12 protein-coding genes and 1 pseudogene are annotated in these 12,764 nt (G+C 47.6%); 9 read left to right on the forward strand and 4 right to left on the reverse strand.

The genetic code is table 11. The annotated features are described in order from the left end of the window. Positions 1-302: 302 nt before the first annotated feature. Positions 303-1,382 carry a transcriptional regulator CypR gene (gene cypR, locus ACINWC141_RS19045; RefSeq protein WP_004658508.1) on the reverse strand — a complete coding sequence of 360 codons (1,080 nt, stop codon included), beginning with the start codon at positions 1,380-1,382 and terminating at the stop codon, positions 303-305. A 216-nt stretch (positions 1,383-1,598) separates the two neighbouring features. Here cypR and ACINWC141_RS19050 point away from each other — a divergent pair, with 216 nt between their 5' ends. From ACINWC141_RS19050 to ACINWC141_RS19060, 3 genes are all read left to right on the forward strand, one after another. Further along, complete coding sequence (locus ACINWC141_RS19050; RefSeq protein WP_034679237.1) at positions 1,599-1,919, forward strand: 2Fe-2S iron-sulfur cluster-binding protein; 321 nt, start codon at positions 1,599-1,601, stop codon at positions 1,917-1,919. A gap of 58 nt (positions 1,920-1,977) precedes the next feature. Beyond that, a complete protein-coding gene (locus ACINWC141_RS19055) occupies positions 1,978-3,360 on the forward strand; it encodes a cytochrome P450 (protein WP_009516417.1) in 1,383 nt (460 codons plus the stop codon). 86 nt (positions 3,361-3,446) lie between these two features. Further along, positions 3,447-4,661, forward strand: coding sequence for an NAD(P)/FAD-dependent oxidoreductase (locus ACINWC141_RS19060; RefSeq protein WP_001193555.1), 1,215 nt, complete (start codon positions 3,447-3,449; stop codon positions 4,659-4,661). Positions 4,662-4,699: 38 nt separating this feature from the next. Here the strand turns inward: ACINWC141_RS19060 and ACINWC141_RS19065 are convergent, their stop codons facing one another. After that, a complete protein-coding gene (locus ACINWC141_RS19065; protein WP_004656998.1) occupies positions 4,700-4,930 on the reverse strand; it encodes an IS5 family transposase in 231 nt (76 codons plus the stop codon). A 656-nt stretch (positions 4,931-5,586) separates the two neighbouring features. Between ACINWC141_RS19065 and ACINWC141_RS19075 the strand changes: the two genes are divergently transcribed. The 5 genes from ACINWC141_RS19075 to ACINWC141_RS19095 all read left to right on the forward strand — a co-directional run bounded on the left by ACINWC141_RS19075 (position 5,587) and on the right by ACINWC141_RS19095 (position 9,076). Further along, positions 5,587-6,456, forward strand: a complete 870-nt coding sequence (locus ACINWC141_RS19075; protein ID WP_000149466.1) for a metal-dependent hydrolase — start codon at positions 5,587-5,589, stop codon at positions 6,454-6,456. A gap of 83 nt (positions 6,457-6,539) precedes the next feature. Then, the gene (locus tag ACINWC141_RS19080; protein ID WP_000952904.1) at positions 6,540-7,166 is read left to right on the forward strand and encodes a TetR/AcrR family transcriptional regulator; all 627 of its coding nucleotides are present in this window, start codon (positions 6,540-6,542) and stop codon (positions 7,164-7,166) included. Further along, positions 7,163-8,134 carry a BtrH N-terminal domain-containing protein gene (locus ACINWC141_RS19085; protein WP_000186299.1) on the forward strand — a complete coding sequence of 324 codons (972 nt, stop codon included), beginning with the start codon at positions 7,163-7,165 and terminating at the stop codon, positions 8,132-8,134. Before ACINWC141_RS19080 ends, ACINWC141_RS19085 begins: the two co-directional genes overlap by 4 nt. Positions 8,135-8,190: 56 nt before the next feature. After that, a complete protein-coding gene (locus ACINWC141_RS19090; RefSeq protein ID WP_000378064.1) occupies positions 8,191-8,655 on the forward strand; it encodes a PaaI family thioesterase in 465 nt (154 codons plus the stop codon). Between the two features lies 1 nt (position 8,656). Beyond that, a complete protein-coding gene (locus ACINWC141_RS19095; protein ID WP_000029507.1) occupies positions 8,657-9,076 on the forward strand; it encodes a PaaI family thioesterase in 420 nt (139 codons plus the stop codon). 91 nt (positions 9,077-9,167) lie between these two features. On the opposite strand, the pseudogene ACINWC141_RS19970 reads toward ACINWC141_RS19095, so the two are convergent. Further along, a pseudogene (locus ACINWC141_RS19970) lies at positions 9,168-9,290 on the reverse strand (helix-turn-helix domain-containing protein); the annotation flags it as partial. Positions 9,291-9,341: 51 nt separating this feature from the next. Then, positions 9,342-12,308, reverse strand: a complete 2,967-nt coding sequence (locus ACINWC141_RS19100; protein ID WP_004726714.1) for a Tn3-like element ISAcsp1 family transposase — start codon at positions 12,306-12,308, stop codon at positions 9,342-9,344. Between the two features lie 94 nt (positions 12,309-12,402). Here ACINWC141_RS19100 and ACINWC141_RS19105 point away from each other — a divergent pair. Then, the coding region (locus tag ACINWC141_RS19105) for a recombinase family protein (RefSeq protein WP_004726713.1) at positions 12,403-12,764 on the forward strand (362 nt) is incomplete at its 3' end.

Consider the following 12,764-nt stretch of genomic DNA (forward strand, 5'->3'; position numbering starts at 1 on the left):
TCAATCTAAGCAAAAATACCGTGTTGGATATCGTTAAAAGAAGTCGGAGTGAAAATCCTTAGCGTGCTATATTTTCCGTTTCCTGAGACGACCCCTAACTGAAGACATTGACGGTGGATGGGCTGCAATGGGAATTAAAACCTCTACAGAGTTCACAGCGGGTTGCAAGCGTTGGGTTGAGTTGAGGTTATCGGATTGGAAGTGGAGGGCTGCCATATGATTGCCATCTCTGACATAGCGTTTTAAGGTATTTTTCTAGGGCGTATTGATGTTTCAACGTATTAACAATCATACGAACAACCTCATTCTCTCAGGTCATTTTCTTCTTGCCGATGGGTGATTTTTCGCCGATAAGCACTTGGTGATACACCAAACCAGCGTTTAAACGCGCGCCGAAAATTAGCAGAGTCGTGGTAATTCAGTAAGCTGGCAATTGCCTCGACCGATATTTGAGGGTCATGTAAATAACTACTGGCTTTCTCAGATAAAATCCGATCTCGAATCAGCCGGTAACTCGTGTTCTCTTTGACCAGACGTCTGGCCAGCGTACGCTTATTCATAAACAAGGCTGCAGCCAGATCCTCTTCACTCAGTTGCCCGAGCGGATAGGACAGCATGGCTTTTTGCACTTGGTAGGTGGTGCTGTGTTGTTGGGTCTTGAGCCGGTTGAGGATCATTTCGCATTGTTGCATCGCCAGCAGATAGCTATCGTGCTGCGCGGATGCATTGGCAATCAAGCACAACTCGGTCGGCACTCGGATCGACAGTTGTGGCTGATCAAACTGATAGGTACCGGCAAGATAATCCGCGTAACAGGCATGATGATCGGGGGCGGGATGGCTAAACTGAATCACCGCCTCGGTCAGCGGTCGTCCAACAATAAATTCGGCACATTCCGAAAAAATCACCGCAACAGTTTCGGACAGTAGCCGATGTACTGCATGACTCAAGGTCTGCTCAAAGAAAATCAAGCAGGTCGTCCACTCAGCATTGGTGTGTGTTTCGAGCCTAATCAAACTCATACGGGTCGGCAAAAAAGTTTGAAACGCTTGTAACACGGCCAATAAGTTCGGGCTGCTATTGATTAAAAAGCCCATCGAGCCATGTGTTGACGGCGTGAGCCGCTGCCCTAAACGCAAGCCAAACTGATCGGATGCGGACAACTCCAAGCTATTTTGTAAGATTTGAATCTGTTGGCTGGCCGTGATCATCGTGTCGTCACGCATCAGTTGTTCAGCGGTCAGCGTGGTGAATTTTAATAGTTTAGGTAGGTCACGCGCCTGCAAGTCCAGCTCTCGGCCAATCAGACGGGTATAGCTACAGGGGATATTAGCAGATTCACTTGTACTGGCGAGACCAGTCAGCAGACTTGGATGCAACATGGCTCAAACACCTCAATAACAGACCAGTATGAAAGAACATCGACTAGAAAAATGCAATCGACGATGGGGCTACAGCGCCATAATCGTCTTTTAATGACCCTATATTGTCAACAAGAGACCTGTAAGCAGTATGGATACATGTCTATTATGAGTAAAGAGGGATGGCTATTTTCATCGGCGTCACCAGCAACCGTATACCACACAGGAGTAGTAATAATGGGTCAAATTACATTGATCGAGTATGACGGTACCGCCACCGTACTTGACATCGAAGCGGGCAAGTCGCTGATGCAACTGGCTATCGATCACGGCGTATCCGGCATTGATGGAGATTGCGGTGGCGAATGTGCTTGTGGAACCTGTCATATGATCGTTGACGGTGCTTGGCTGGCGGCGACAGGACAGCCCAATGACGAAGAGGCGCGCATGCTAGAGATGGTACCAGAAGGTACGGCGTCGTCTCGTTTGGCGTGCCAGATTCAATTGTCCGATGCAATGGATGGCATGGTGGTGCATTTGCCTGAGTTTCAAATGTAGTGACGGCAGATTTCAACAGCTGTTAAGCATCATCATTGAGGAATGAATCATGAAAAACATGCAAGCCACACTAAACCAAATTTCAGCCCTGCTGCCGATACCCATGCATTTACAAGTGAAAGGCATGCAGGTGTTCCAAAAGGTCAAGCAACGGGTGACACAGGCGCAACCGTTCCCTGATTTTGTAGAAAAGCCAATCCCCGATGTTGCCACGCTCAAGCTCGAAGACATCGATATGAGCAATCCGTTTTTATATCGACAGCATCAATGGCAGTCATACTTTAAGCGGCTACGCGACGAGCGTCCTGTTCATTACCAAAAAAGCAGTCCATTCGGTGCATTTTGGTCGATTACCCGTTATGACGATATTGTGTTCGTGGACAAATCCCACGAGCTGTTTTCGGCGGAACCGGTGATTGTGATTGGCAAGCCGCCCGCCGGACTGGATGTGGAAATGTTTATTGCAATGGATCCGCCTAAGCACGATGTGCAGCGTCAAGCGGTACAAGGTGTGGTCGCACCGAAAAATTTAAAAGAAATGGAAGGGCTGATCCGCAGTCGGGTACAAGAGATTTTGGATGATTTGCCGCTCGATACGCCGTTTGATTGGGTGGAGCGGGTGTCCAAAGAAATCACCGCACGCATGCTGGCGACCTTGTTAGATTTTCCGTATGAACAGCGGCACAAGCTGGTGTACTGGTCTGATACGTTGGCGGGCAGCGCAGAAGCCACGGGCGGTGAGATTAGCGACAACGATGTGCTTTTTAATGCCGCCGCTGATATGGCCAAGCAGTTTGCCGCGCTGTGGCATGCCAAGGCGGCTCAGCAAGCGGCAGGTGAGCCGATGGGATTTGATTTGATTAGCTTAATGCTGAGCAATGACGATACCAAGGATTTGATTCACCGTCCGATGGAGTTTTTGGGCAATTTGGCCTTGCTGATTGTCGGTGGGAATGACACCACGCGGAACTCCATGACCGGCGGGGTATATGCGCTGAACCTGTTTCCTGAGCAGTTTGTCAAACTGAAAAACCAACCGAGCCTGATTCCAAATATGGTGTCCGAGATCATTCGCTGGCAGACCCCACTGGCGTATATGCGTCGCATCGCCAAGCAAGACATCGAGATGCACGGCCAAACCATCCGTAAGGGCGACAAGATCTTAATGTGGTATGCCTCGGGCAATCGTGACGAGCGGGTGATTGAACAGCCAGATGCGTTTTTGATTGATCGTAAAGGTGCACGCAATCATTTGTCATTTGGCTTTGGTGTGCATCGCTGTATGGGCAATCGCTTGGCCGAGATGCAGTTGCGGATTCTGTGGGAGGAGTTATTGCTTCGCTTCGACAATATTGAGGTATTGGGTGAGCCAGAGTTGGTGCAGTCTAACTTTGTGCGCGGCTATGCCAAGATGATGGTCAAACTGACTGCCAAAGCGTAGGTATCAAAATAGGCGACAGAGGCATTTTGCAACTGTCGTCGGCAACAATTGATGCTGTGCATCAACCATGAACTGAGTGAATTCATATGCAAACAATCGTCATCATTGGCGCAAGTCATGCTGCGGCGCAGTTGGCGGCAAGTCTGCGGCCAGATGGCTGGCAGGGCGAGATTGTGGTGATCGGCGATGAGCCGTATTTGCCGTATCATCGACCGCCGTTGTCCAAGACCTTTTTATGCGGTGCACAACTGGTCGATGAGTTATTGATTCGGCCAGCCGCTTTTTATCAAAAAAATCAGATCGAATTTCGGCACGGGCGGGTGGTTGCGATTGATCGGGCAGCGCGCAGCGTGACACTACAAGATGGCAGTACGCTTGCGTATGACCAGTTGGCGCTGTGTACCGGTGCACGAGTCAGGACGGTGTCGCTGGCTGGGTCTGATTTGGCAGGTGTGCATTATCTTAGAAATATCAGCGATGTACAGGCTATCCAGCCATTTGTACAACCCAACGGCAAAGCAGTGGTGATCGGTGGTGGCTATATCGGTCTTGAAACAGCCGCCGCATTGACCGAGCAGGGCATGCAGGTGGTGGTCTTGGAAGCCGCCGAGCGGATTTTGCAGCGGGTAACTGCACCGGAAGTGTCGGACTTTTATACGCGGATTCATCGCGAACAGGGTGTGACGATTCATACCGGTGTGTCGGTCACGGCGATCACGGGTGAGGGGCGGGCGCAAGCGGTGCTGTGTGCCGATGGTTCGATGTTCGATGCAGATCTGGTGATCATCGGGGTCGGGGTTGTACCGAATATCGAGTTGGCGCTGGACGCGGGCTTGCAGGTGGACAATGGTATTGTGATTGATGAGTATTGCCGTACCAGTGCGCCAGAGATTGTGGCCATCGGGGATTGTGCCAATGCGTTTAATCCGATTTATCAGCGGCGGATGCGCTTGGAGTCGGTACCAAACGCCAATGAACAGGCCAAAATTGCCTCGGCGACCTTGTGTGGCTTACAGCGGACCTCGAAGAGTTTGCCTTGGTTTTGGTCAGATCAGTATGATCTAAAGTTGCAGATTGCGGGACTCAGTCAGGGGTATGATCAGATCGTGATTCGGGGTGATGTGCAGCAAAGGCGTAGCTTTGCAGCGTTTTATTTGCAGGCGGGTCGCCTGATTGCGGCGGATTGTGTGAATCGTCCGCAGGAGTTTATGCTAAGCAAAAAGCTGATCACGGCTGGTACGGCGGTCGATCCACTGCGGTTGGCGGATGAGTCGATTGCGGTACAGGCGTTGATGGGGTAGCTTAAAACTACATCAGGCTAGATTTGCATTACGCTGATTCAGATGTTAATCAGAATGGCATCGATAGATACCTGTGAGAGCAAGTCAGGTGCAGCTTTGGCTTTGTGTAATTCACCACCCGTGATCGCAAACACGATGGGTAATCCATACCCATCTACGGCAAGATGGATCTTACTTGTCTTGCTACCTCGACTTAAGCCAATCGCCTCCTGATCGTGAGTTGCAGCACGTGCATTATGTTGATGTGCCTTGACGTAATTGCTATCCATAACCCCTACTCTATATCAGAGTCAGTAGATAAAACCCTGAGTATGCTTTGGAAAAAACCTTTTGCTGACCAGTCGTTGTATCTTTTGTAGAGATTAGGCTGCTGACCAAACTCAGTCAGGAGGTAGGTCTAGCCATGGACATTTCACCCACATTCTGTAGAGCATGGCTTCTACGGTGAGCCGTAAATTTGGTTTGTGATCAATGTCCTGTTGCTTGAGCATAGGAGAAATCTTTGCTCAATGTTGGTCGTTCAGCATAAAGCGTGGCATGGTGGACTCGGATGGGGAGAGCTTTAATTCTCTGAGTCTGCCTCCAATTTGCAATCAATATTTTCAAACGTCAACACACTCTAATGTAAAAAAACTAACATTAAAAAAACACCTCTGCCAAAAGGTCTGGTAGCTATATTCGATGTCAAAGATGATCTGGCTCACCTGCTGCGTTGTTAACTCATTCTATCAAATTTTGAGGACAGGCTTGACATTTGGTCAATCGACCAATATATATTCAAAATATGCATTTGGTCATTTGACCAATACCCGTTGAATTCTTGTGTGATATTTGCTGTGCCTGACCAAGGTGAAAAATATTGCTCAAGGTCAAATGTGATAGCAGGTTTACAGACATTCGATGCCTTTACAAGGAAACTCTCGCCATGACTCATATGATCAATATCCAGCCACGTAAGCCGCGGTTTGATTTAAGTGATGTTCCAGTTTTTTGGAACGACGGTGACCCGGTGTTAACACGCTTCTTTGATGCACTTTCTATTCACTTCCCCGATGGAGAGCGTTTTTTTATTCAGTCGGTGCGTAACTATCAGGATCTGGTCACAGATCCTAAACTGAGAGAAGATATCAAAAACTTTTTTCGCCAAGAAGCGCAACATGGCATTGTGCATGACCAGTATAATGCGGTGATGCAGTCGCAAGGCATTCATGTCGAAAAGGTCATCGCAAGATTCAAATTATTTATTCGGCTCTCCCAAAAACACCTGCCCGCCAAGTATCTGTTGGCCATGACAGCTGCCTTTGAACATATTACTGCTGTACTAGGCGAGGGTGCTATGGAGGGTGAGGGTGAGATGTTCAAGAATGCTCATCCCGCAATGCGTGCCATGTTCATGTGGCATGGGGTAGAAGAAGTCGAACACAAAACAGTAGCCTTTGATGTTTACGAAACAGCGGCAGGTGGGGGGTATTTCACCCGCGCATCTGCTTTGATTATCGGAACGCTACTGGTACATGCGGTGGTTGGCTCAGTTCTTTGGCATATGTTGAAAATTGACAAACTACAAGGTCAGCCATTGGTGCTTGCTAAGGGATTTTATCGCCTCTATGGACCACGTGGCCTGATTACCAGACTTATTCCACGCTATCTGGACTGGTTTAAGCCAGGTTTCCATCCTAGCGACACCGAAATCCCAGAAAAGGTTAATTCTTGGCTGGCTGAATATGATAAGCATCAAGACCCTATGGAAGCGTCACGAATTGTTTTTAATGTCCCCATTGCAAAAGCTGTATAGATCAGGAGAGACCGTGAAAGACTCGACTCGACTTGACCAAGTCGAGTAACCTGTCTTATTGATATAATGTTATGAGTCAAACTATGTTGAGTAGTGAATCTACGCGAGTCGAAGTTGCTGACCGCGAGAGAGTATTAGCCGCTTCTGCCAAGCTGTTTCGAGAAAAGGGTTTTGAGCGTACCAGTGTGCGAGAAATTGCCAGTGCTTGTGGTATTCTTCCAGGCAGTCTGCATTACCGCTATCGTAGTAAAGACGATATTTTGGTTGATATGATGCGGCTTGCTATTGAGAGAACTATTTACAGGATTGTTGAGGCGACTTCCGCGATTCAAGATCCACTCAAAAAAATGCAATCGGCACTGCAGACACATGTCGATATCCTTATGTCGGGTGACGATATGGTTTATGTGTTGTTGTTTGAGTGGCGCTCGGTACATGGAGTCGCACGTGAGCAGATTATTGCTGAGAGAGACAGATACGAGCGATATTGGCAGACAATTCTTGATGATCTGCAGTCTTATGGTTGTATCCGAAACGATGTGGATGCAGATCTGTTAAGACTGATTGGGCTAGGAGCAATAAACTGGGCTGCCACTTGGTATAAAGAAAATGGTAAGTACAATCTTGAACAGATCGCGGATGCGATATGGCAGATGATGACAAGAGGCATCCTTAATCCAGATTTTCACGAAGAGGCAAAAAACCTGTGACCAACTATAAGACTCCATCCCGTATCACGCACGCCATCGGGAGGCATTGTGGCAGCTCCGCAATTCGTGATTTGCTCGAGTTTAATGGGCTGAATATTTCCGAGGCCATGTGCTTTGGATTAGGCTCAGGGCTTGGCGTGACCTATTTGGAAATGGCTGACGCCCCTGTGCCATTTTTAGTGCATGTGCGGTCTTTGGGGTTTGAAGCGCGCGTATTTGAAAGTATCGGTATACCCTTTGAGTGGCAAACCTTCGAGTCACCCGAATCGGCAGCCACCGCGCTGGAGAAATGTTTGGATGCGGGTCACCCCACCCTGTTGCTGACGGATATTTTTTATTTACCTTACTTCAACAGCAGCACGCACTTTCCCGGTCACGCCATAGCCGCTTGGTCGAGAAATCCAGAGACAGGTGCGGTATTTGTCACCGATACCGAGCGTCCGAGTGTTTTGTCGGTGACGCGAGAGGCACTGACCCGCGCACGTTTTTCTACACAGCCCCCATTTATTCACTATGGCAATATGTTCACGCCCACCGCGTTTCAAGGCGAAATTACCCCCGAGATGATTACCGGTGTCATCCATGACAACGCCAAGTCATTAGCTGTGAGTGGCATATCGGCACTGGAAACATGGCTGGCCGAACTGAGTCGTTGGGGAGCCACAGGCGATTGGCACTGGACGACCCGATTTGCCTACCAAATTATTGAAAAGCGTGGCACAGGTGGCGGCGGCTTCCGCAAAATGTACGCTGAATTCCTTGATGAAGCGGTTCACTATGACGCAAGTGTACAGCAATATCGACTGCCCCTGTTAATGAGGGCTTGCGAAAAAGCATGGACGGCATTAGCCATGTGTTTGAAGTCTGCCTCGGAAAGCACAAACTTTCCATATGCCGCCATTGAAGAGGCCATTGTGGCGGTGATGCAGGCCGAACGTAATTATACAGATGCCGCCCTTGCACTTTGAGACGTGCCGCTAATTTTTTCGCAATAAAATCAGCCAGCAATGGCGGGAGTTCAAAAATGGACAGTAATAACACGGCACACCTGACCATGGCTAAGGCGTTTTTTGGTACTAATCACCCTTTATTCAATATGTTCAATATTAGTGTTGGTGCAGTGAGCGATGGTCATGCCGAGATGACGATGCCCTTCTCTGAGCAACTCTCTGACCGTAAAGGCTCACTGCATCGAGGGGCTTTGGTGACGCTGCTGGATACGACTTGCGGCTTATCTATTTTTTCGTCATTGCGGTCGTTAGAGCCGATTGCCACTATTGATTTGCGTGTCGATTTTTTGCGACGTATTCCCTCTGCGGTAGGTTTAAAGGCGATAGTGGATTGCATTGGTAGAACCGATACGGTGGCCTTTATCACGGGCCGAGCGGTTGCAGAAGACAGTGGTGAGCTACTGGCTACTGTCACTGGTTCTTTCGCAATCGGCACGATGGGACCCTCTTTTGACAGCAATGAAGCGCGAGGCGAGTGATATGAGTATAGTAAATCAGATGAGCGCGGAAACACCCCCACTAAAATTGTGTGACGAGCCTTTTGTCGATTTTCTAGGTTTTCGTGAGGAAATGCAACATGGAGAAATACAGTACTTTATGGACTTTCGTGATTCGCATATCGGCAACCCGATGATTGGCACGTTTCATGGCGGCATTCTCGCGAGTTTTGGTGAAGTGGCCGCCGCCGCCTATCTTGCCCGTCAGCGTGGTGATAATGAGCTGCCCTTATGCTCCACGATGACCTTTGATTACCTGCGGCCAGCATTTATAGGTACGTTACAGGCAGTCCCCAGTATTGTTCGTGCGGGTCGGCGCATTACGACAGTATCGGTTCAGTTACTACTTGATGGCAAGTTGGTTTGTATCGGTCGATTCCTGTTTACGGTTAGCAGCAAATAAAATTGGAGCAAGCTCAGTTCAGGATGCCGACCCTGTTTTACTCAGAAAAATTTTCAATAGATAGACAAATAATATCAAATAGCTGGAACTACTACTGATACCGATACAGCGTTGGCGCAGAAATCCCAAACTCCTTCGCCAATGCTCGCTTGGTTTTGTAGTCGCCAGATTCAAGACGTTGATGCAGCAGAGCCACTTGTTCAGGAGTCAGTGACGGCTTACGGCCCTTGTAGGGGTCGTCTCAGGAAACGGAAAATATAGCACGCTAAGGTTTTTCAATTGCGCGCAATGGCCTAAATTTTCCACCACCTATCTTGGCTTTGCTTCGCCATAGATAATCCCCAGTTAAATTGATGTGCTCCCACCCCAGCGGTGACAGATATTGCAGCAAGGTATCATCGACTGTGCGACCATGCCCTCGTAGGGCGTTAGTCGCTCTCTCTAAATAAACCGTGTTCCACAATACAATGGCGGCGGTCACTAGATTCAAGCCACTGGCTCGATAACGCTGTTGCTCAAAGCTTCGATCTCGAATCTCACCCAATCGATAAAAGAAAACGGCGCGCGCTAATGCATTACGGGCTTCACCTTTATTTAATCCAGCTTGAACCCGACGGCGTAGTTCTACGCTTTGCAACCAATCCAAGATAAACAGTGTGCGCTCAATACGCCCCAGCTCTCGTAATGCCAATGCCAAACCATTCTGTCGTGGATAACTACCGAGTTTACGTAGCATTAGCGACGCTGTGACAGTCCCTTGCTTGATTGATGCGGCCAGACGCAAAATATCGTCCCAATGAGTACGAATCTGTTTGATATTCAGTGTGCCGCCAATCATGGGTTTAAGTGCGGCATAGTCTATGTCTGACTTTGGAATATAGAGTTTCGTATCGCCCAGATCACGAATTCGTGGTGCAAATCGAAACCCTAGCATGTGCATGAGTGCAAAAACATGGTCGGTGAATCCAGCCGTATCGGTGTAGTGTTCCTCGATGCGTAAATCAGACTCGTGATACAGCAGCCCATCAAGAACATAGGTTGAATCACGAACGCCCACATTGATCAGCTTACTGCTAAATGGTGCGTATTGATCAGAAATGTGTGTATAAAATAACCTTCCAGGCTCTGCGCCATATTTTGGATTGATATGTCCTGTACTTTCAGCTCTGCCACCTGCGCGGAAGCGTTGGCCATCTGATGAGGAGGTAGTGCCATCTCCCCAGTTTTCAGCGAAAGGTTGTTTCAATTGAGCATTCACCAATTCGGCCAATGCCGTTGAATAAGTTTCATCACGGATATGCCAAGCCTGTAGCCATGAGAGTTTGGCATAAGTTGTACCAGGACATGATTCGGCCATTTTCGTCAGCCCTAAATTAATTGCATCAGCCAGTATGGTCGTGAGCAATAACGCTTTATCCTTCGCAGTGTCATCCGTTTTCAAATGAGTGAAGTGTCGAGTAAAGCCTGTCCATTCATCGACCTCCATTAATAATTCGGTGATCTTGATATGTGGTAACAGCATTGCTGTTTGGTCAATTAAAGTTTGGGCTGTATCAGGAGCCACGGCATCGAGAGGTGTTATTTTTAGACCAGATTGATTGATCATCGCATCAGGCAAATCGTTGGTCGCTGCCATGCGATTAATGATTGCTAATTTCTGCTCCAATAGTGAAAGGCGACTTTGCAAATATAGATCACAATCAGTAGTAATGGTTAGAGGTAACTCATTGGACTGTTTTAGCTGATTAAATTTATCAGCAGTCACTAAATACTCATCGAAGTCTTTGAATTGGCGAGAGCCTTGTACCCAGAGATCCCCAGCCCGTAGCGAGTTTTTAAGTTCAGATAACACACATATTTCGTAATAGCGGCGATCAATACCATCATCGGTAAAGACTAGTCTTGCCCACCGTTTTTTGATAAACGCTATTGGAGCATTAGAGGGGATTTTTCGTGTATTATCAACATTCATGCTGCGGAGCAACTCTACAGCGGCAAGCATATCTTTTGCTGCTGGGGCAGCACGCAATTTAAGTATGGCAAGAAGTTCTGGCGCGTAACGGCGTAAAGTTGCATAGCTCTCGCCAATTCGTGGTAAAAAATCAAAGTCTTCGGGTTGCGCCAGTTTTTCTGCCTCAGTAATACTTGCTGCAAAAGCATCCCATGAAATAACAGTTTCGATGGCGGCAAACGGATCACTGCCATTTTGCTTGGCATCTAGCAAGGCTTTCCCGATAAGCCCATACAAACGCACTTTGTCGTTGATCGCTTTACCTGATGATTGAAATTGTTGCTGGTGTTTATTTTTTGCGATAGCAAATAGCTTTCCAATAATGCGATCATGCAGGTCAATAATTTCGTCGGTGATCGTGGCCATACTCTCCACAACGATTGCTACCAAAGTGGCATATCGACGTTGAGATTCAAATCTGGCCAAATCAGCAGGAGTCATTTGCCCACCTTCGCGAGCAATTTTCAGTAAGCGATTTTGATGAACGTGTTTTCCAATGTCTTCAGGTAGATCGATGGCTTGTAAGCACTTCAGCCGCTCAATGTGCTCAAGCATGTACTTTGAGTTTGGTTTAGCTGGTGACTGTCTAAGCCACCCCAATATTGTCAGTTTGCTGCCCTCTTTACGGTTCAGCAAAGCATCTATATTTTGACGATGAGTTTCTGAAAGTGAGCTCGTCAAAGCAGTATAAATTATGCGGTTGGCAGATGTGATTGCTTCTGCGCAAATACTATCAATTGCATTTATAGCTGGCAAAAGGACTGATTTTTGTCGTAAATTTTCAACGAGAGTTGTGGCTAAAATAAGACCTTTATCTGTCTGAAGGGACAAATCCACCATCATATTGACCGATTGCCGATAGTCACTCAAGGTGAATAGTTTGAACCCAAAAACTTTTTTCAATTCGGCAATATGTTCTCGTCTTGTTTGCTCGCGCTGACCATAATCATTCCAGCAGTCCACTGATATACTAAGTTGAGCAGCCATCATGAAAAGTAAGGGTTTGAATGGTTCGTCGTTAATACCCAATATCACTCCAGGGTAACGCATGTAGCAAAGTTGAATTGCAAAGCCTAGCTTGTTGGATGCCCCTCGATGTTGATGGACTATGGATTTATCAGAATCACTCAGAGTGTAATGCTGAAGCATAAAAGCTCTATCATCTGGAATTTCGAACAGGCTTCCCAATTCCGTGGACGACAAAATAGAATGGCGCGGCATGGCTCATTAGTCCCAAATAAACTAAACTATTAAAGGTACATTATTTTGTACCGCCACGCTTAGCTTTGCGCTGCAATTTCGCAAGGAGGTTCAATTGGGACAGAATGCGGCCATTTATTGCCGAGTATCAACGAACGATCAGTCCTGCGAACGACAGGAATATGACCTACGTGCCTACGCCAATCGTTGCGGCTACGATGTTGTCGGTGTTTGGAAAGAAACTGCATCAGGCAGTAAGGATGAGAGATTGCAAAGAAAATACTTGATGACCATGGCGCAATCTCGTGAAATCGATGCCATCTTGGTGACGGAATTGACACGCTGGGGCAGAAGCACCGTGGATCTCGTACAGTCATTACAAGATCTTGGGCATTTCGGGGTATCTCTGGTGGCACAAACAGGTTTGCAGTTTGACCTTTCCACATCTCAGGGAAAGCTCATGGCTTCTGTGATGTC

It is taken from the genome of Acinetobacter sp. WC-141 (assembly GCF_000313935.1).
Taxonomy (GTDB): Bacteria; Pseudomonadota; Gammaproteobacteria; order Pseudomonadales; family Moraxellaceae; genus Acinetobacter.

Bases quoted from the DNA above. Each gene is read 5' to 3' on its own strand.
- cypR (WP_004658508.1), bottom strand. From the start codon at position 1,382: ATGTTGCATCCAAGTCTGCTGACTGGTCTCGCCAGTACAAGTGAATCT.
- ACINWC141_RS19050 (WP_034679237.1), top strand. From the start codon at position 1,599: ATGGGTCAAATTACATTGATCGAGTATGACGGTACCGCCACCGTACTT.
- ACINWC141_RS19055 (WP_009516417.1), top strand. From the start codon at position 1,978: ATGCAAGCCACACTAAACCAAATTTCAGCCCTGCTGCCGATACCCATG.
- ACINWC141_RS19060 (WP_001193555.1), top strand. From the start codon at position 3,447: ATGCAAACAATCGTCATCATTGGCGCAAGTCATGCTGCGGCGCAGTTG.
- ACINWC141_RS19065 (WP_004656998.1), bottom strand. From the start codon at position 4,930: ATGGATAGCAATTACGTCAAGGCACATCAACATAATGCACGTGCTGCA.
- ACINWC141_RS19075 (WP_000149466.1), top strand. From the start codon at position 5,587: ATGACTCATATGATCAATATCCAGCCACGTAAGCCGCGGTTTGATTTA.
- ACINWC141_RS19080 (WP_000952904.1), top strand. From the start codon at position 6,540: ATGTTGAGTAGTGAATCTACGCGAGTCGAAGTTGCTGACCGCGAGAGA.
- ACINWC141_RS19090 (WP_000378064.1), top strand. From the start codon at position 8,191: ATGGACAGTAATAACACGGCACACCTGACCATGGCTAAGGCGTTTTTT.
- ACINWC141_RS19095 (WP_000029507.1), top strand. From the start codon at position 8,657: ATGAGTATAGTAAATCAGATGAGCGCGGAAACACCCCCACTAAAATTG.
- ACINWC141_RS19100 (WP_004726714.1), bottom strand. From the start codon at position 12,308: ATGCCGCGCCATTCTATTTTGTCGTCCACGGAATTGGGAAGCCTGTTC.